This window comes from Streptomyces sp. NEAU-sy36 (assembly GCF_013423905.1).
Lineage (GTDB): Bacteria > Actinomycetota > Actinomycetes > Streptomycetales > Streptomycetaceae > Streptomyces > Streptomyces misionensis.
On sequence record NZ_CP058977.1, the window covers coordinates 5078297 to 5099064 of the forward strand.

The 20768-nt window shown below is 75.2% G+C and carries 3 protein-coding genes (1 of these 3 cut by a window edge); all 3 read right to left on the reverse strand.

The features are described from left to right. Tightly spaced (each overlapping or abutting the next), the 3 genes in view from ccrA to HZZ00_RS22555 form a layout consistent with a single transcriptional unit that may run on beyond the window. Entirely contained in the window at window positions 1–1245 is a 1245-nt protein-coding gene (gene ccrA / locus HZZ00_RS22545) for a crotonyl-CoA carboxylase/reductase (protein WP_180328138.1), read from the reverse strand. Then, window positions 1245–17807, reverse strand: coding sequence for a non-ribosomal peptide synthetase (locus HZZ00_RS22550; RefSeq protein WP_180328139.1), 16563 nt, complete (start codon window positions 17805–17807; stop codon window positions 1245–1247). Before HZZ00_RS22550 ends, ccrA begins: the two co-directional genes overlap by 1 nt. Then, a protein-coding gene (locus HZZ00_RS22555; RefSeq protein ID WP_180328140.1) for a non-ribosomal peptide synthetase crosses the window boundary here: on the reverse strand, window positions 17804–20768 show its end. The gene runs 11252 nt beyond the window's last position; only the last 2965 of its 14217 coding nucleotides appear in the window; its start codon lies off the right edge, out of view — the gene reads right to left on this strand; its stop codon occupies window positions 17804–17806. The genes HZZ00_RS22550 and HZZ00_RS22555 overlap by 4 nt, the downstream gene beginning before the upstream one ends.

Genomic DNA, 20768 nt, shown 5'->3' on the forward strand with positions numbered 1-20768 from the left:
TCAGGGAATATCCCTGAGCCCCGGTTCCGGAGAATTCACGAGGACCGCCACATTGCCCGGCGGCTGCTTTCCCTCGTAGACGATCTGGTGGGCCCGGCCGATGTCCGTGAACGGGAGGGTCAGACTCAGGCAGGGGTCGACGTGGCCCGCCGCGACGAGGTCGATGACGGCCGCCGTCTGCCGGACGTTCGCGGCGTGCGAGCCTTGCAGGCGCTTCTGGAACATCCAGAGGAAGCGCAGGTCGATGGTGCCGTCGTAGCCGCTGGTGCCGGCACAGGTGACGACCATCCCGGCCCGGTCGCAGACATAGACCGAGGTCGGCAGGGTGGCGCGGCCCGGGTGTTCCAGGACGATGCTCGGGGAGCGGCGCTCCCCCAGCGCGTCCCAGCAGGCACGGCCGAATTCGCGGACTCCGGACAGCCATTCCCGGTAGGCGACGGAATCGTCCGGGTCGGGCAGCCGGCCCCAGTGGTCGAAATTGTTCCGGTTGATGACTCCCTGGGCTCCCAGACGCTTACAGTAGTCGAATTTGTCGTCGTCCGAAACCACGGCGACGGGAATTCCGCCGAAATATCGGGTGAGCTGGATCGCCATGGAGCCCAGACCGCCGGCGCCGCCCCAGACGAGCACCGGGTCGCCCGGCCGCACGGTGTTCGGATACCAGCCCGTCAGCATGCGGTAGGAGGTGGAACCGCCGCCGAGGAAGCAGCCCGCCTCCTCCCAGGTCAGGTGCGGGGGCTTGCGGTGGCACTGGTACTCGTCGGCCACGGTGAACTGCGCGAACGAGCCGAAGTTCAGCTCGTAGCCCCAGGCCCGCTGGGAGCGGGAGGCGGTGGGGTCGACGCCGAGCCGGATGTCCGGGGCCGACTCGTCCCAGGCGACGCCGCCGACGATGACGTGGTCGCCCACCCGCAGCTGTTTGACGCCCTCGCCGACGGCCCAGACGACGCCCGCGCCCTCGGAGCCGGCGATGTGGAAGTCGTGCGGGTCACCGGCCCGCTGCCGGTCCGCGATGACGTCGGCCGGGGTGCCGAGCCCGGCCCAGACGCCGTTGTAGTTGATGCCGACCGCCATCACCATGATGAGCACCTGGCCGCGCCCGACCTCGGGCACCTCGACGGTCTCGACCTGCATCGACCGCTCGGGCGGGCCGTAGCGCTCGCGGCGGATCACCCCGGCGTACATGCGCCGCGGCACCTCGCCCAGCGGGGGCATCTCCCCCAGTTCGTACAACTCCCGGGCCATCAGTCGTCCTTCCGTGTGTCGTCAACCGTCAGACGCGCCGCGATCGCGGTGCCGATCTGCTGGAGCGGGGCGGGCCGCAGCATGTCCTCGTGGCGGCAGTCGACCGCGTGCGCCTCGATCTCGCCGTCCACGTACGGGTCCCAGCGCCGCGCCCTGCCGTCGGCGTCGTCGCCCGCCACGAACAGCAGCAGGTCGCCCCTCAGCCGGCGGGGCCGGTACCGGGCCCGCAGTTCGATCCCCGAGCGGTAGGAGTCCACGATCGTGTCCACCCGGTCGGCCAGCAGCGCGGCGAGCGGTCCGCCGCGGCCGCGCAGCAGTGCCGCGCCCTCCTGCGGGGTCAGTTCGGTGCCGTCCGGTCCGGGGGCGACCCCGGCCGCGTCGAGCAGGCCCGCCAGCACCTGTGCGGCCGGGGGCACCACGATCCGCTCGTCCGGCGCGGCGGGGTAGGAGTCGAGGACCGCCACCAGGGCGACCTCCTCGCCGGCCGCCTCCAGCAGCACGGCGGCGGCGTGCGCGATCAGCCCGCCGAAGGACCAGCCGACCAGGTGGTAGGGGCCGGACGGCTGCACGCCGCGGATCCGCTCCACGTAGTCGGCGGCCATCTCCTCGACGCTCGCCGGGCGGTGGCCCGGCTCGGAGAAGGCGCGGGCCTGTAGTCCGTAGACCGGGTGGCCGGGCGGCAGATGCCGCAGCAGGCCCGCGTACCGCCAGCTCAGACCGCCCGCGGCGTGGACGCAGAAGACCGGAGGCAGTGCGCCGTTGCGGCGCAGCGGCACCAGTACGTCCAGTCCGTTGTCGGCGTCCGGGCCGCCGCCCTCCCCGGCCGCTGCGACGAGTCCGGCGACCGTGGGGGCCAGGAACAGGGCCTGGATGCCGAGTTCGGTGCCGAGGACCTTGCGCAGCCGGCTGACCAGCCCGGCGGCGAGCAGCGAATTGCCGCCCAGCGAGAAGAAGTCGTCGTCGATGCCGACCTCGGGGACGCCGAGGGTCTCCGCGAACAGCGCGCAGACCAGTTCCTCCTGCGGGGTGCGCGGGCCCCGGGAGGAGGCGGCCGCGGCGGCCGGGGCGGGCAGCGCCGAGCGGTCCACCTTGCCGTTCGCGGTGAGCGGCAGGGCGTCCAGGAGCACCAGGGCGGAGGGCACGAGGTAGTCCGGGAGCGTGCCGGCGAGCAGGCCGCGCATCTCCTGGACGTCGGGCCGCGGGTGCCCGGGGGCCGGTACCGCGTAGCCCACGAGCCGCTTGTCGCCGGGCCGGTCCTCCCGGATCAGGGAGAGGGCGTGGGCCACGCCGGGCAGCCGCAGCAGCGCGGCGTCGACCTCGCTCAGCTCGATCCTGAAGCCGCGCAGCTTCACCTGGTCGTCCACCCGTCCGGCGAACTCCAGGGCGCCGTCGGGGAGCCGGCGGGCGAGGTCGCCGGTGCGGTACATCCGGGAGCCGGCCGGTCCGAACGGGTCGGCGACGAAGGCGGCGGCGGTGGTGCCGGGGGCGTTCTCGTAGCCGCGGGCCAGCCCCGAGCCCGCCAGGTACAGCTCGCCGACGACTCCGGGGGCCACGGGCTCCAGCCAGGGCGACAGGACGTAGGCGGTGTGGCCCGCGAGGGGGACGCCGATCGGCACGTTGTCCGGGACGGCGTCGCCCGCCCGCAGCATGTTGTGCACGGCGAACACGGTGGCCTCGGTGGGGCCGTACCCGTTGGTGACCCGGGTGCCGGGGCAGGCCGCAAGCACCTTGCGCACGGCCTCGGCCGGGACCACGTCACCGCCGGTGCGCACCTCGCGCAGCCCCGCGAAGCAGCCGGGCTCCTCCTCGGCCAGCCAGCGGAACAGGCCCGCCGACAGCCACAGTCCGGTGATGCGCTCGGCCACCAGCAGCCGGGCCATGGCCCTGAGGTCCACCTCGCCGGGCGGGGCGACGACCACCGTGCCGTGGTTGAGCAGGGGCACCCACAGTTCCAGCGTCGAGGCGTCCCAGGCGTGCGGCGAGTGGAACAGCACCCGCTCCTGGCTGCCGTCGGCCCAGCAGGGCTCGGCCGCCAGCTCGACCACGTCGCGGTGGGTCACCGCGACGCCCTTGGGCAGTCCGGTGGAGCCCGAGGTGAACATGACGTACGCCAGCCGGTCCGGCTGCACGGCCACGTCGGGCGCCGTGGGCTCCTGCCGGGCCAGGCGCGGGTCGGTGTCCACGGCCACGGTCCGCCATGCCTGCCCCGGGTGTGCCGGCCAGCCGGCGGCCCGCGCCGCGTCGGTGAGCAGCACGGTGGCGCCCGCGAGTTCGAGGACGGTCCGCTGCCGCCGCTCGGGGTGGGCGGGGTCCAGCGGCACGTACACCGCGCCGGCCTTCAGCACGGCCAGGAAGGCCACGGCCAGTTCGAAGGACCGGTCGAAGTACAGGCCCACCCGGTCCTCGGGGCGCACCCCGAGGCCGAGCAGCAGCCGGGCCAGCCGGTTGGCCCGTTCGTCCAGTTCCCGCCAGGTCAGCCGCTCGTCCCCGAGGCGCAGTGCCACCGCGTCCGGGGTGCGGGCGGCGAGGTCCGCGATCCGGCCGTGCACCGTGCCCCGGACGGGCGCGCCGTCCGGGAAGGCGGCGGGCAGCGCCGTTCGCGGCCCGGCGTCCGCCGGTCGCCGGGCCGGGGCGACGCGGGCCAGCGGCCGGTCCGGGTCGGCGACGACCGACTCCAGGGTGTGGACCAGGCGTTCGAGCAGTTCGGGGCCGAGCGGGCCGCCGAGCCGGTCGGGCTGGTGGTCGAGGCGCAGGCGCAGTCCCCGGTCGCGCAGCGAGGCGACGAGGACCAGCGGGTAGTGCGCCGCGTCCCTGCCGTGCACCGCCGTGGCCCGCAGCCGGGAGCCGGAGTCCCCGGTGTGCTCGGGCAGCGGGTAGTTCTCGTACACGAAGGCCGTGTCGAACAGCGTGCGGTGGCCGGCGATCCGCTGGAGGTCCGCCAGGCCCAGGTGCTGGTGACCCTGGAGGGCGGCCTGTTCGTCCTGGACGCGGGCGAGGGCGGCGCGCCAGCCCTGCGCGGGGTCGAGCCGCACCCGCACCGGCAGGGTGTTGATGAACAGGCCGATCATGTGCTCGGCGCCCGGCAGCTCCGGGGGCCGCCCGGAGACGGTGGTCCCGAACAGGACGTCGTCGCGGCCGAGGTGCCGGCCCAGCACCAGTGCCCAGGCGGTCTGGAGCACGGTGTTCAGGGTGACTCCGGCGCGTCCCGCGTGCCGCCGCAGTGCCGTGGTGAGGCCGGGCGGCAGCTCCCGCACGGTCTGTTCCGGCAGGGCCGGCGCGGCCGGCGCCCGGCCCGGGGCCAGCAGGGTGGGTTCCGTCACCCCGGCGAGCGCCTCCCGCCAGACCGTCTCGCTCGCCTCGCGGTCCTGCTCGGCCAGCCAGGAGACGTAGGAGCGGAACGGGGCGGGGGCGGGCAGCGCCGAGGTGTCGCCGCCGTTCTCGTACAGGGTCACCAGTTCGCGCAGGAAGAGCGGCATGGACCAGCCGTCGAGCAGGATGTGGTGCTGGGTGACGACGAGCCGGTGCCGCTGCCCGCCCAGGCGCAGCAGCAGGAACCGGACCAGCGGGGGCCGGTCCAGGTCGAAGCGCCGCAGCCGGGCCGCCTCGGTGAGCGCGGTCAGGCGCTCCTGCCGGGCACCGTCGGGCAGTGCGGACAGGTCGGCCTCCTCCCACGGCAGCCGCACGGCGCGCGGGACGATCTGGACCGTCTGTCCGGCGCCCCGGTGGTGGAAGCCGGCCCGCAGGTTGGGGTGGCGCTCCAGCAGGGCCTGGCCGGCGCCGCGCAGGGCCTCGGCGTCCAGCGGGCCCTCCAGGTCGAGGACGGTCTGGACGGTGTACACGTCGGTCCCGGCGCCGGCTTGCAGCGCGTGGAAGAACAGTCCTTCCTGGAGCGGGGTCAGCGCGTACGCGTCCTCCAGGCCCTGCTCGCTCGCCGCCAGTTCGTCGATCTCGGGCTGGGTCAGCCCCGACGACGGCAGGTCGCCCGGTGTGAGCGCGGTGCCCGGACCGCCGTCGCCGGGGCCGGCCAGGGCGCGCAGCGCCTCGAACCACAGGTCCGCGAGTTCCCGCACGGCGCCGCGGTCGAGGAGGCCGCCGGGCCAGGAGTACGTCACGTGCAGGCGTGGTCCGTCGGCCTGTTCCCGGGTGACCGCGTTCATCTCCAGGCTGTGCCCGAAGGGCATGCCGGGGTCGGTGGGCAGCAGCGGGACCCGCAGCCCCGCGGCGCTCGACCAGCCCGAACCGGTGTCGTCGGTGCCGAGTTCGCCTGCGCCCGCGCCCACCCGGCCCAGGTAGTTGAAGCAGATCTGCGGGGTGGCCCGGCCGGCCAGCGCGACGGCCGTGTCGGCGTTGAGGTGGCGCAGCAGGCCGTAGCCGAGGCCGTTGTCGGGCAGGGCGCGCAGCTGCTCCTTGATCCGGCCGAGGGCGACGGCGGTCGCGGCGCCCCCGCCGAACGCGTCGTCCAGGTCGACCGGTCCGGGGTCGAGCCGTACCGGGAAGCGGGTGGTGAACCAGCCGACGGTCCGGGACAGGTCGACGGTCGGGTCGAACTCCTCCCGGCCGTGCCCCTCCAGTTCGACCAGGAGCGCCCCCGGGCCGTCCTGGGACCGGCGCTCGCGCCACCGGGCGGCGGCCAGGGCCAGGCCGGTGAGCAGCACGTCGTTGATCCCCGCGCGGTGGCGGGCGGGGACGGCGGTGAGCAGGGCGGTGGTCAGGTCCGCCGGGAGCGTCGCGGTCAGGTGCTCCGCGGTCGCCCAGGTGTCGGCCTCCGGGTCGAGCGGGCGGGCGCCGAGCGGCGGGTCGGCCTGCTGGGTCTGGGCGCGCCAGAGCGGCAGTTCGGCGATGCGGACGGGGTTCTGCGCCTCCATGACGAGGGCCTGGGCCCAGCGGCGGAAGGAGGTGCCGACCGGCGCGGGGGCCGGCTCGCGGCCCGCGCGCAGCGCCTGCCAGGCGCCGACCAGGTCGGGCAGCAAAATCCGCCAGGACACGCCGTCCACCACGAGGTGGTGGCAGACGAGCAGCAGGAGTCCCTGTTCCTCCGCTCCGGCGTCGAACCAGACGACCTGGAGCATCACGCCGTTTCGCGGGTCGAGGCGGCGTCTGGCCGCCTCGCCGTGCTCGGCGACGAACTCCCGGACCGTGTCCTCGGGTCCCTCCGCGAGCCGGACGCGGGTGACGCGGTCGGCCGCGGCCACGCTGCCGCGCGGGCCGGTCTCCAGGTTCCAGGGCAGCCCCAGGTCGGCGCCGGTCAGCCGGGAGCGCAGCACGTCGTGGTGGTCCAGTACGGACTGGACGGCACCGGTCAGGGTCTCCAGGCCGAGGCCGCCGGGCACGCGCAGCAGCACCGACTGGTTGAACCCCTCGTAGGGACCGCCCAGTTGGTGCAGCCAGCGCAGCACCGGGGTGCCGGGGACGGCTCCCACGCCGTCCTCCGGCACGGCTGCGGGCGCGGGCTCCTGCGGCCGGACCGCCGAGGCCAGCTCCGCGACCGTCTGGTGGCGGAAGATGTCGCGGGGGGTGAGCGGCAGACCGGCCTGGCGGGCGCGGCTGGACACCTGGATGGCGTTGATGCTGTCGCCGCCCAGGTCGAAGAAGTTGGCGTCGGCGGCGACCTCGGCCGCGCCGAGCCCGAGCACCTCGGCGACGATCCGGCACAGCGTCGCCTCGGCCGTCCGGTCCCGCTCCTCGGCCGGCCGTGGCGCGGGTTCGCTCCGCTCGCCGGGCACGGGCAGCTCGCCGGCCACGGGCTCCGGCCGCGCGCGGTCGCCGGTGTCCGGGACGTCCAGTTCCCCGATCCGCCGGTCCGGGTCGGCGATCATGGCCCGCAGCACCGCGACGAACCCGCCGGCCATCGACTCCACGGTCTCCCGGTCGAACAGCCCGGTGGCGTAGGCCGCCGTCGCGGTGATCCCGGCCGGGGTGCCGTCCGGGGCGAACCGTTCGGCGAGCAGCAGCGAAAGGTCGTACTTGGCGTGGCCGGAGCCGTCCGCGGCGGGCTCGGTCACCTCGGCGCCGGACAGGCCGGGCAGCCGTACGTCGGCCCGGGTGACGTTGTCGAGGGACAGCATCACCTGGAACAGCGGGTGGTGGTCGGCCGAGCGGTGCCGGCTGACCGCGTCCACGACGCGCTCGAAGGGGACGTCCTGGTGGGCGTAGGCGTCGAGGTCGGTCTCCCGGACGCGCTCCAGCAGTTCGCGGACGGTGGGGTCGCCGGAGGTGTCGGTGCGCAGCACGAGCATGTTGACGAAGAAGCCCACCAGGTCGTCCAGGGCCTCGTCGCGGCGCCCGGCGACCGGGGTGCCGACCGGGATGTCGGTGCCGGCGCCCAGCCGGGTCAGCAGGGCGGCCAGGGCCGCGTGCAGCACCATGAAGACGGTGGTGCCGCCGGCGCGGGCCAGGGCGAGCAGACCGCGGTGCGTCTCGGTGTCCAGCGTGAACGGCACCCGGCCGCCCCGCTGTCCGGTCTCCGGCGCCCGCGGGCGGTCCGTGGGCAGGGCGAGCCGGTCGGGCAGGCCGGCCAGGGTGGTGCGCCAGTGGTCGAGCTGCCGGGAGAGGGTGCTGTCCGGGTCGGACTCGTCGCCGAGCACCTCGCGCTGCCAGAGGGTGTAGTCGGCGTACTGGACGGGCAGCGGGGTCCACTGCGGGGCCGTGCCCGCGCTGCGGGCGGTGTAGGCCGCCGACAGGTCCCGCACGAGGGGCCGCATCGACCAGGCGTCGCCCGCGATGTGGTGCAGCACCAGGACGAGCACGTGGTCGTCCGGAGCGACCGTCAGCAGCCGTGCGTGCAGCGGCGGTTCGGTGTCCAGCGCGAAGGCGGTGCGGGTGGCCTCGGCCACGGCCCGCTCGATCCCGTCCTCGGCGCACGGGGTGACGTGCAGGCGGATCCGCGCGTCGGCCGGGTCGAGGACCGACTGGCGGGGGCGGCCGTCCGTGGCGGGGAAGACGGTGCGCAGGCTCTCGTGGCGGGCCACGAGGTCCTGGAGCGCGGCCTGGAGCGCGCGCACGTCGAGGGCGCCGCGGAGCCTGCCGACCAGCGGGATGTTGTACGTCCCCGCCGCCACTCCCAGCTGGTCCAGGGCCCACAGCCGGCGTTGCGCGAAGGACAGCGGGATCTCGGCCGGCCGTTCCCGGGCGGTCAGCGCCACCGGGGCGGGCGTGTGACCGCCGTCGAGGCGCGCGGCCAGCTGGGCGACGGTCGGGGTCTCGAACAGCGCCCGGAGCGGGAGTTCGGCGCCCAGGGCGGCGCGTACCCGGGAGACCAGCCGGGTGGCCAGCAGCGAGTGCCCGCCGAGTTCGAAGAAGCTGTCGTCGGGCCCGGCCGCGTCCACTCCGAGGACCTCGGCGAACAACTGGCACAGCACGGCTTCCCGTGCCGTGCGCGGCTCGCGGCGCACGCGCGGGGCGAGGCCGGGGGCGGGCAGCGCCTTGCGGTCGGTCTTGCCGCTGGGGGTCAGGGGCAGGGCGTCCAGGACGACCACCGCGGAGGGCACCATGTAGTCGGGCAGCGCCTCGGCCAGCCGGCGGCGCACCGCCCGGGGGTCCACGGTCTCTCCCGGCACCGGGACGACGTAGCCGACCAGCCGGTGGTGGCCGGGGGTGTCCTCCCGTACGGTCGCCACCGCGCGGGCGATATCGGGCGCCTGGGCCAGCGCCGCCTCGACCTCGCCCAGTTCGATGCGGAAGCCGCGCAGCTTCACCTGGTCGTCGGCCCGGCCCAGGTACTCCAGCTCGCCCGCGCCGTTCCAGCGCGCCAGGTCGCCGGTGCGGTACATGCGGCTGCCCGCGGGGCCGTACGGGTCGGCGACGAAGCGGGCGGCGGTGAGGGGCGCGCGTCCCAGGTAGCCGGTGGCCAGCTGGACGCCGGAGAGGTACAGCTCGCCGGCGACGCCGGCCGGGCAGGGCCGCAGCCCGGCGTCCAGGACGTGGGCGCGGGTGTTCCACACGGGCCTGCCGATGGGGACGGGACCGGTCGCGTCCGGTGCACAGGCGTGGTGGGTGACGTCGACGGCGGCCTCGGTCGGCCCGTACAGGTTGTGCAGCGCGGCGCCGGGCAGGGCGCGGTGGAACCGGCCGGCGGTCTCCCGGGACAGCGCCTCCCCGCTGCAGAAGACGTACTTCAGGGGGGTCGGCCGGTCCGCCGCGGGCGACTCGGTGAGGAAGATGTCCAGCATCGACGGCACGAAGTGGCAGACGGTGACGCGCGCCTCGTGGATCAGCCGGGCCAGGTAGACCGGGTCCCGGTGGCCGCCGGGCTCGGCCAGCACCAGCGTGGCACCCTCCCGCAGCGTCCAGAAGAACTCCCAGACGGAGACGTCGAAGCTGAACGGGGTCTTCTGGAGCACCCGGTCGCCGGGGCCGATCGGGTAGGTGTGCTGCATCCAGCGCAGCCGGTTGTCGATCGCCTCGTGGGGGACGACGACGCCCTTGGGCAGGCCGGTCGAGCCGGAGGTGTAGATGATGTAGGCCGCGTCGCGCGCGGTCGCCGAGCGGGGCGGGTCCAGCGGGGACCAGGGGGTCAGGTCCAGGGTGTCGAGTTCGACGGTGGGCGCGTCGGTGCCCGCCGGCCGGCCGTGGTCGGTGAGGACGCAGCCGGGTGCCGCGTCCCGCAGCATGTGGGCGAGCCGGTTCGCCGGGTAGTCCGAGTCGAGCGGCAGGTAGGCCCCGCCGGCCTTGAGGACGGCGAGCAGGGCGACCACCAGGTCCGGCGAGCGGGGCAGCGCGACCGCGACGGCGGTGCCCGGGCCCACTCCTCGGTCGACGAGGTGGTGGGCGAGCCGGTTGGCGCGGGCGTTCAGCTGCGCGTACGTCATCGCCTGGTCGCCGAGGACCAGCGCGGTGGCCCCCGGAGTTCGTGCGGCCTGCTCCTCGAAGGGCTGGACCAGTGTGGTCACCGGGACCGGGACGGCCGTGGCGTTCCACTCGCGCAGGAGGGTGTCCCGCTCGGCGGCGGCCAGGATCTCGAAGGCGCCGATCCGCCGGTCGGGTTCGGCGACCGCCTGCCGCAGCAGCCGCTCCAGGCGGTCGACGATCGCCTCCACGGTCCGGTGGTCGAAGAGGTCCGCGGCGTACTCGGCGATGCCGTCGAGGCCCTCGCCGTCCTGCCGCTCCCCCAGTGCCAGGGAGAGGTCGAACTTCGCCCAGCCGGCGTCGCTCTCCTCGGCCCGCACCGACAGACCGGGCAGCTCGAACGGGGCGGCGGCGGTGTTCTGCACGGTCAGGGCCACCTGGAAGAGCGGGTGGCGGGTCAGCGACCGCTCCGGGTTGAGCGCCTCGACCAGCCGCTCGAACGGGAGTTCCTGGTTGGCGTAGGCCGCCAGGTCGGTCTCCCGTGCCCGCGCCAGCAGTTCCCGGAACGTGGGATCGCCCGAGGTGTCGGTGCGCAGCACCAGGGTGTTGAGGAAGAAGCCGACCATGTCGTCCAGGGCGTCGTCGGTGCGGCCCGCGACGGGGGCGCCGATCGGGACGTCGGTGCCGGCGCCGAGCCGGGTGAGGACGGCGGCGAGACCGGCCTGGACCACCATGAACAGGCTGCTGCCGGTGGCGGTGGCGAGGTCCAGCAGCCGGCGGTGCAGGTCCGCGTCGAAGGAGAAGCGGTGCTTGGCCCCGCGCTGGGGGCCGGTCAGCGGTCTCGGCCGGTCGGCGGGCAGCGCCAGCTCCTCCGGCAGTCCGGCCAGCACGTCGGTCCAGTGGGCGAGTTGGCGGGATATCTCGCTGTCGGGGTCGTTCTCGTCGCCCAGCAGTTCGCGCTGCCACAGCGCGTAGTCGGCGTACTGCACCGGCAGCGGAGCCCAGTGCGGCGCCCCGCCCTCGCGGCGCGCGGTGTAGGCCGCCGCGAGGTCCGCGGCCAGCGGCCGCAGGGACCAGGCGTCACCCGCGATGTGGTGCAGCACGAGGACCAGCACGTGCTCGTCGTCTCCGGTCGTCAGGAGCGCGGCCCGCAGCGGGGTCTCCTCGGTCAGGTCGAAGCCGCGGCCGGTGAACTCGGCGATCCACGCCCGGGCCCGTGCCTCGTCCGCCGCGGTGGCCCGGGTCAGGGTGACCGGCCGGGGTGCGCGCACGTCCTGGCGGGGCTCGCCGTCACCGGCGGGGAAGACGGTGCGCAGGCTTTCGTGGCGGGACACCACGTCGCCGAGCGCCGCCTCCAGCGCGGCCACGTCCAGCTCGCCGTCCAGCCGCAGGACCATGGGGATGTTGTAGAGCGGGCTGGCCGCGTCCAGTTGGTTGATGAACCACAGGCGGCGCTGCGCGAAGGACAGCGGGACCGCCTCGGGCCGGACGGCGGGGACCGGTGCGCGGCGGGCGGTCCCGGCCCGGCCGAGGCGCTCGGCGAGTCCGGCGACGGTGGGGTTCTCGAACAGGGCGCGGATGCCGAGTTCGGCGGAGAGCACCGAGCGGACCCGGCTGAGCAACCGGGTCGCGAGCAGCGAGTGGCCGCCCAGCTCGAAGAAGTTGTCGTCGACCCCGACCCGGGAAACGCCCAGAACCTGCGCGAACAGGGCGCACAGGACGGCCTCCTGGGGGGTGAGGGGTTCGCGGCCGCGCGGGGGCGCGGTGTACCGCGGTGCGGGCAGGGCCGCGCGGTCGGTCTTCCCGTTCGGCGTCAACGGCACCGACTCCAGCACCACGACGGCCGACGGCACCATGTACTCCGGCAGCACCTTCGCCACCCGCGCCCGGACCGCCTTCACATCCAGCACCACACCCGCGTCCGGCACCACATAACCGACCAGCCGACGATCCCCCGCACCCTCCTCACGCACCGCCGCCACCGCACGCACCACACCCGGCACGCCCGCCAACGCCGACTCCACCTCACCCAACTCGACCCGGTACCCCCGCACCTTCACCTGGTCGTCCACACGCCCCACGAACTCCAGCACACCCGCATCCGACCAGCGCACCAGATCACCCGTGCGATACATCCGCGCACCAGCCACCCCGAACGGATCCGCCACGAACCGCTGCGCCGTCAGACCCGACCGACCCAGATAACCCCGCGCCAACCCCTCACCCGCCACGTACAACTCCCCCGCCACACCCGGCGGCACCAACCGCAACCGGCCGTCCAGCACATACACCCGCGTGTTGCGCAGCGGCCGGCCGATGGGGACGGCTCCGTGCGGCAGCTCCTCGCCGGGTCCGACACGGTGCTGGACGGCGCTCACCGTGGTCTCGGTGGGGCCGTAGACGTTGAACAGCGTGGTGTCCGGGTGGCGCCAGGGCTCGACGGCGGACGAGGTGAGGGCCTCGCCCGCGACGAGCAGTTCCCCGGCCGTGGTGCCGTCCGCCGGCATGCCGAGGTGGCTGGGGGTGACCTTGAGCAGGTCGAAGCGCCGGCCGGCGCCGGTGGGCGGGAAGTCGGTCAGCCGCAGGTGGCCGCCCACGGTGAGCGGCACGTGCAGCGAGGTCACGGTGGTGTCGAAGGAGACCGAGGAGTGCAGCGGGACCTCGCCGCGCACGCCCTGGTAGTCCTCGGCGGCGCCCGCGACGTAGTCGGCGAGGCCGGCGTGGCGTACGACGACGCCCTTCGGGGTGCCGGTGGATCCCGAGGTGTGGATCACATAGGCGGGGTGCTCGGGCAGCAGCGCGGCGGTGCGGTCGGAGTCGGCCGGGTCGGTGTGGTCGTGCCGGGCGAGTTCCGCCAGCGTGGCGGCGTCGTCCAGGGCGAGCACGAGGTGCCCGAGGTCCTGCGGCACGGCGCTCCCGGCGGTGACGAGGACCAGGGCCGGCGCGGCGTCGGCCAGCATGTGGGCGATGCGGTCGGCGGGGTACGCGGTGTCGACGGGCAGATAGGCCGCGCCGGACTTCAGCGCCGCGAGGACCGCGACGACAAGCTCCGGGGAGCGCGGCACGGCGACGGCCACGATCGTCTCGGGGCCGATGCCCCGGGCGGCCAGCAGCCGGGCCAGCCGGTTGGCGCGCTCGTTCAGTTCCCGGTACGACAGCGTCGCGTCGCCGTCGGACACGGCGGGCGCGTCCGGGGCGCGTCTCACCTGCGCCTCGATCATCGCCGGCACCAGCAGCGCCGGAAGCTCACGCGCCGTGCCGTGCCAGGCGGACAGCATCCGCTCGCGCTCGGCCGGGGTGAGGATCTCCAGGTCGGCCACCCGGCGGTCGGCGTCCGCCGTCACGGCCCGCAGCACCGTGACGAACCGGTCCACCATGGACTGGACGGTCGTCCTCTCGAAGAGGTCCGTGGCGAACTCGGCCAGGGCGTCCAGGCCGGCCGGCGAACCGTCGGCGGCGAGGCGCTCGTTGAGGCCGAGGGAGAGGTCGAACCGGGACACTCCGGCGCCGCCGGGCTCGGCGCGGGCCGTCAGTCCGGGCAGGTCCAGGACGGGCCGAGGGGTGTTCTGAAGCGACAGCATGACCTGGAAGAGCGGATGGCGGCCGAGCGAGCGGGGCGGGTTGACGGCCTCCACGATGCGCTCGAACGGTACGTCCTGGTGGGCGTAGGCAGCCAGGTCGGTCTCGCGGACCCGGCCCAGCAGTTCCCGGAAGGTGGGGTTGCCCGAGGTGTCGGTGCGCAGCACCAGATCGTTGACGAAGAAGCCGACCAGTTCCTCCGTCGCGTCGTCGGTGCGGCCCGCGACGGGGGTGCCGATCGGGATGTCGGTGCCCGCGCCCAGCCGGGTCAGCAGGGTGGCCAGCGCCGCCTGGAGGACCATGAAGAGGCTGGTGCCGGACTCCCGGGCGACGGCGAGCAGCCGCCGGTGCAGTCCGGCGTCGATCTCGAAGCGGATGCGCTCGCCCCGGTGCGAGGCGGCGTCCGGGCGCGGCCGGTCGGCGGGCAGCGCCAGCTCCTCCGGCAGTCCGGCCAGCACATTGGTCCAGTGGGCGAGTTGGCGGGACATCTCGCTGTCCGGGTCGTTCTCGTCGCCCAGCAGTTCGCGCTGCCACAGCGCGTAGTCGGCGTACTGCACCGGCAGCGGAGCCCAGTGCGGCGCCCCGCCCTCGCGGCGCGCGGTGTAGGCCGCCGCGAGGTCCGCGGCCAGCGGCCGCAGGGACCAGGCGTCACCCGCGATGTGGTGCAGCACCAGCACCAGCACGTGTTCCCGCTCCCCCACGGTGAGCAGGGCCGCGCGCAGCGGGATCTCCTCGGTCAGGTCGAAGCCGCGGCGCACGGTGCCGGCGATCCAGTCGGCGACGCCGGTCCCGTCCGCCGCGGTGGCCCGGGCGAGGGCGACCGGCCGGGGCGCGTGCACGTCCTGGCGGGGCTCGCCGTCACCGGCGGGGAAGACGGTGCGCAGGCTTTCGTGGCGGGACACCACGTCGCCGAGCGCCGCCTCCAGCGCGGCCACGTCCAGCTCGCCGTCCAGCCGCAGTGCCAGGGAGATGTTGTAGAGCGGGCTCGTCGTGTCGAGCTGGTTGACGAACCACTGGCGGCGCTGCGCGAAGGACAGCGGCACGGTCCCCGGGCGCGGTCGCGGCACCAGCGCGGTGCGCGCGGCGGTGCCGCCGTCCAGACGGCGGGCCAGGCCCGCCACGGCCGGCGTCTCGAACAGCGCGCGGATCGGCAGCTCCACGCCGAGCACGGAGCGCACCCGCGAGACCAGCCGCGTCGCCAGCAGGGAGTGGCCGCCCAGCTCGAAGAAGTTGTCGTCGATCCCGACCCGGGAAACGCCCAGCACCTCGGCGAACAGGGCGCACAGGAGGTCCTCCTGCGCCGTCCGCGGCGCGCGCCGCTCGCTCTCCACGGAGACCGGTGCGGGCAGGGCCGCGCGGTCGGTCTTCCCGTTCGGCGTCAACGGCACCGACTCCAGCACCACGACGGCCGACGGCACCATGTACTCCGGCAGCACCTTCGCCACCAGCGCCCGGACCGCCTTCACATCCAGCACCACACCCGCGTCCGGCACCACATAACCGACCAGCCGACGATCCCCCGCACCCTCCTCACGCACCGCCGCCACCGCACGCACCACACCCGGCACGCCCGCCAACGCCGACTCCACCTCACCCAACTCGACCCGGTACCCCCGCACCTTCACCTGGTCGTCCACACGCCCCACGAACTCCAGCACACCCGCATCCGACCAGCGCACCAGATCACCCGTGCGATACATCCGCGCACCAGCCACCCCGAACGGATCCGCCACGAACCGCTGCGCCGTCAGACCCGACCGACCCAGATAACCCCGCGCCAACCCCTCACCCGCCACGTACAACTCCCCCGCCACACCCGGCGGCACCAACCGCAACCGGCCGTCCAGCACATACACCCGCGTGTTGGCGATCGGGGCGCCGATCGGCGCGCGTCCGTCGCCCGCCAGCAGGGCGCTGGTGGACCAGATGGTGGTCTCCGTCGGGCCGTACATGTTCCACACCGCCGCGCCCGCGCCGGCCAGTGCGGACGCGAGGGCGCCGTCCAGCGCCTCGCCGCCGACCAGGATCCGCAGGCCCTCGGCCGCGGCCGGGTCGGCCTCCAGGAGCGCGCGCCACAGTCCGGGCGTGGCCTGGAGGACCGAGACGCCCTGCGCGCGGATCAGCCGGCCCAGCCGGGCCGGGTCGCGCACCGCGTCGCGGTCGGCGACGACCACCGTGGCCCCCGACACCAGCGGCAGGAACACCTCCAGCAGGGAGATGTCGAACCCGAACGTCGTCACGGCCAGCCACCGGTCGCCCTCGGCCAGGGCGATCTGCGAGCCCATCGACCACAGGAAGTTGCGCAGCGCGCCGTGCGGCACCATCACGCCCTTGGGGCGGCCCGTGGAGCCGGAGGTGTACAGGACGTAGGCGAGGTCGCCGGGCGTCATCTCGCGCACGGCCGACAGTCCGGTGGCCGGCCCCATGTCGTCGAGGAGGGCCACCGGCGCGGCGAGGTCCGGAGGGAGCGCGTCGGCGCCCGCACGCGTCGCCAGCACGACCGCCGGGGCCGCGTCGGACAGGATGTGGGCGATCCGGTCGGCCGGGAAGTCGAGGTCCACCGGCAGGAAGGCGCCGCCCGCGAGCGTCACGCCGAGCATGGCCACCACGGCGTCCGCCGAGCGCGGCACCGCCAGCGCGACCACCGAGCCGCGGTCCACGCCGCGCCCGGTCAGCTCGTTCGCCACCCCGGCCGCGCGCGCCCAGAGCCGCGCGTAGGACAGCGACTCGGCCCCGCAGACCACGGCCGTGGCGTCGGGGGTCGCCGCCGCCCGCTGCGCGAACCAGGCCGGCAGCGGGCCCGCCGGCACCTCGGCGGCCGTCGCGTTCCATCCGTCGAGCAGCCGCTCGCGCTCGGCGTCCTCCAGTACGTCGATGGCGCCCACCGGCCGGTCCGGGTCGAGGACGGCGGTGCGCAGCACCCGCTCCCAGCGGTTCAGGACGCGTTCCGCCGCCGCGCGGTCGAACAGGTCCGGGCGGTAGTCGAGGCGCGCGTGCACACCGGCCGCCGTACGGGAGACGACCAGGGTCAGCGGGTAGTGGGTGGCGTCCCGTCCCCTGGCGCCGGTCAGGCGCAGCCCGGAGGCGGAGCGGGCACCGGCGGCGGACGGGCCCACCGGGTAGTTCTCCACGAGGACGGTGGTGTCGAAGAGTTCGCCGAGGCCCGCGGCCGACTGGATCTCCGCGAGGCCGAGGTGCTGGTGCGGGCCCAGGTCGGACTGCTCGTTCTGCACCCGGGCGAGCGCCTTGGACCAGGGCTCCTCGACGTCGAGGACGACGCGCACGGGCACGGTGTTGATGAACAGGCCGACCATGGTCTCGATCCCGGGCACATCGGCCGGGCGGCCGGAGACGGTCGTCCCGAAGACCACGTCGTCGCGCCCGGTCAGCCGGCCGAGGACGACCGCCCAGGCGAGCTGGGTGACCGTGTTCAGGGTCACCGATCCGGCCGCGGCCAGCTCGGCGAGGCCGTCGCCCAGCTCGGCCGGGAGCAGCCGCTCGATCCGCTCCGGCAGCAGGGCCGCGGGCCGCGCGTCGGCCGGGGCGAGCCGGGTGGCCTCCGCGACGCCGGACAGCGCGCGCCGCCAGGCGTCCCGGGAGGCGTCACGGTCCTGCGCGGCCAGCCACCGGAGGTAGTCGCGGTACGGCGTGATGGGCGCGAGCGCGCCCTCGCCGTGCTCGTACGCGGTGAACAGTTCGCGCAGCAGGACCGGCATGGACCAGCCGTCGAGCAGGATGTGGTGGTTGGTGACGACCAGCCTGTGCAGGTCCGGTTCGCGGCGGATCAGCAGGCCCCGGATCAGCGGCGGCTGGGCCGGGTCGAAGCGTTCGGCGCGCTCCCGGTCGGCGAGCCGGGTCAGTTCGGCCTCGCGGTCGGCGGGGGCGAGGGCCGTCAGGTCGGCCTCGCGCCAGGGCAGCTCGGTGTGCCGGGGGACGAACTGCACCGGCTTGCCGGAGCGCACGGACCGGAAGCCGGCCCGGAGGTTGGCGTGCCGCCGCAGCAGGCCGGCCATGGCCTCCCTGAGGCGTTCGGCGTCGAGTGGTCCTTCGAGGTCGACGGCGAGCTGCACGGCGTAGACGTCGGGGCCTTCCCCGTCGTCGAGGAGGGAGTGGAAGAACAGGCCTTCCTGCAAGGGGGACAGGGGCAGGACGCCCTCGAGTCCGGACGGCTTCGGCGCCGGTCGCCCGTTTCGTGTCACGTCAGGTCCTCCAGGTCGGCTGCGAGCTCGTCGATCTCGTCCTGGCCGAGGTCCACCAGGAAGAGATCGGATGTCGTCGGGTCCTCGGCGCCGCCCGGGGCGGCGCGGTGCGCGGCGGCGTACCGCGCGAGGGCGTCCAGGGCCTCGAACCACAGGCCGGTCAGCGCCCCGATGTCGGGCTCCTCGAAGAGGTCTCCGGGCCAGGTCCAGGTCACGCTCAGCTCCGGTCCGCCGGGCCGGTCGTGGGTGACCGCGTTGACCTCCAGGCAGTGCGCGAACGGCAGCCGGGGGTCGGCCGGGGCGATCCGGACGTCCTCGGGTGCGGCTCCCCATTCGGCGGGGTCGCCGGTCCCGGCGCGGACGCGGCCCAGGTAGTTGAAGCCGATCTGCGGTTGCGCCCCGGCGGCGAGGATGCCGGAGGTGGCGGGGTTGAGGTGGCGCAGCAGGCCGTAGCCGGCGCCCTTGCCGGGAATCGCGCGCAGCTGGTCCTGGACGCGGCGCAGCGCGGTGCCGGCGGCCGGCGCGCCGTCGCGGATCTCGTGCCACTTGACGCCCGGGTCCAGGCGCAGCGGGTGCATGGCGGTGAACCAGCCGACCGTGCGGGAGAGTTCGGCGTCGCCGCCGCCGCCGCGGCCGTGGCCCTCCAGGTTCAGCAGGACCGGTCCGCCGCCGCCCGCGCCGCGCCCGCGGGTGCGCCGCCACTCGGCGACGGCGAGCGCGAACGCGGTGAGCAGGATCTCGTCGGGTCCGGCCCCGGTGGCGGCGGGCACGGTGGTCAGCAGTTCGTCCGTGCGCCCGGCCGGCAGGGTGGCCGTGTGCCGCCGGACGGTGGCCCGGGTGTCCACGGCGGGGTCGAGCGGGCGGGTGCCGAGCGGCGCGTCGGCCTCGGCGGTCATCCGCTCCCACAGCGGGAGTTCGGCCTCGACGGCGGCGGTGACCGCCCGGGCGGCCAGCCGGTCGGCCCAGGTGCGGAAGGAGGTGCGGACCGGTTCGAGGGTGACCGGGCGGCCCGCCTCGGCGGCGGCCCAGCCGTTCATCAGGTCGGGCACCAGGACCCGCCAGGACACGCCGTCGACGACGAGGTGGTGCGCGAGGACCAGCAGCCGGCCCGGGCGGTCGGCGCCCGCGTCGCACCACACCACGCGGAGCATCACCCCGTCGTCCGGAGCCAGTTCGCGCCGGGCCGTCTCGGCCTGCTCGGTCAGCAGGTCCGTGAGGGCGCCGTCCGGTACGTCGGTGATGTCGACCCGGCGTACGGCGTCGGCGGCGACGGCCTTGCCGGCCGGCGGGACGTGCAGCCGCCACGCGCCGGGGCCGGTCCGGTCGAGGCGGGCCCGCAGCAGGTCGTGGCCGTCGAGGACCGCCTGCACGGCGGTGAGCAGCGCCGCCTCGCCCAGGCCCGGCGGGGTGCGCAGGGCGACTGACTGGTTGAAGCCCTCGACGGGGCCGCCGAGTCCGCGCAGCCACTCCATGATCGGGGTGGCCGTGACCGTGCCGGTGCCGTCGTCCGGGGCGGTGTCGCCGTCCGCGTCGGCGGCGCTCGCCACGACGGCGAGGGCCTCGACGGTCTGGCACTGGAAGACGTCGCGGGGGGTCAGTCTCAGACCCGCCTGGCGGGCCCGGCTGACCAGCTGGATGGAGACGATGCTGTCGCCGCCCATGGCGAAGAAGTTGTCGTCGATGGCGACGTCGGCCACTCCGAGCAGATCGGCGAAGAGCGCGCAGAGCAGCTGTTCCCGCTCGTTGCGCGGGGCTCGGCCGCCGCCGCCCGCGTAGTCGGGAGCGGGCAGCGCCCGGCGGTCCAGCTTCCCGGTGCCGGTCAGCGGCAGCGCGTCGAGCGGGACGAAGGCGGCGGGGACCATGTAGTCGGGCAGGCGTTCGGCGACGTGGGCGCGCAGCGCCTCGGGGTCGGCCCCGGCGCCGGGCACGGGCACGACGTAGGCGACCAGGCGGCGGTCCCCCGGCCGGTCCTCGCGCACCACGACCACGGTCTGGGCGGTGTCCGGGTGGGCCGCGACCGCGGACTCGACCTCGCCCAGCTCGATCCGGAAGCCGCGCACCTTCACCTGGGTGTCGGCGCGCCCGGCGAACTCCAGCGTGCCGTCCGCGCGCCACCGGGCCCGGTCTCCGGTGCGGTACATCCGGGAGGCCGCGGGTCCGAAGGGGTCGGCGACGAAGCGTTCCGCGGTCGTCGCGGGCCGGCCGTGGTAGCCGCGGGCCAGTCCCTCGCCCGCGATGTACAGCTCGCCGGTGACCCCGTCCGGGACCGGCCGCATGCGCTCGTCCAGGACGTAGACGCGGGTGTTGTCCATCGGCCGGCCGATCGGGAAGGAGTTGCGGGCGACGTCGCCCGCGCCGATGGCGTGGTGGACCGCGCACAGCGTCGTCTCGGTGGGGCCGTAGCTGTTGGTCAGCCGCAGGCCGGGGGCCTGCTCCAGGACCTTGCGGACCGCGGCCGCGGAGGCGGTGTCGCCGCCCACGTAGACGTCCCGCAGCTCACGGAAGGCCTCCGGGTGGTTCTCGGCGAGCAGCCGGAAGACGCCCTCGCTGAACAGGCCGACGGTGACCCGGTGCCGGGTCATGGTGGCGGCCAGGGCGGCGATGTCGGTGGCGTCGGCGTTCGAGGCGACGATCCGCGCGCCGCCGAGCAGCGGGCCCCACAGCTCGTACGTCGAGGCGTCGAAGGAGGGCGGCGAGTGCATCAGCACCCGGTCGTCGGGGCCGTGGCCCCAGTAGCCGTCGCGGACCAGGCCGGCGACGCCGCGGTGGGTGACCGCGACCCCCTTGGGCTCGCCCGTGGAGCCGGAGGTGTACATGATGTACGCCAGCTGGTCGGGGTGCGGGAGCGTCCAGGTGTGGTCCGGCCGCTCGGCGGGTCCGGCCGGTTCCCCGTCCACGAGGACGACGGCGGCCGGTCCCTGCGGCACCCGCCCGGCGGTGGTGCGGTCGGCGAGGACGACG

Excerpts from the sequence above, each read along its gene's own strand:
- ccrA (WP_180328138.1), bottom strand. The coding sequence starts at position 1,245 with ATGGCCCGGGAGTTGTACGAACTGGGGGAGATGCCCCCGCTGGGCGAG.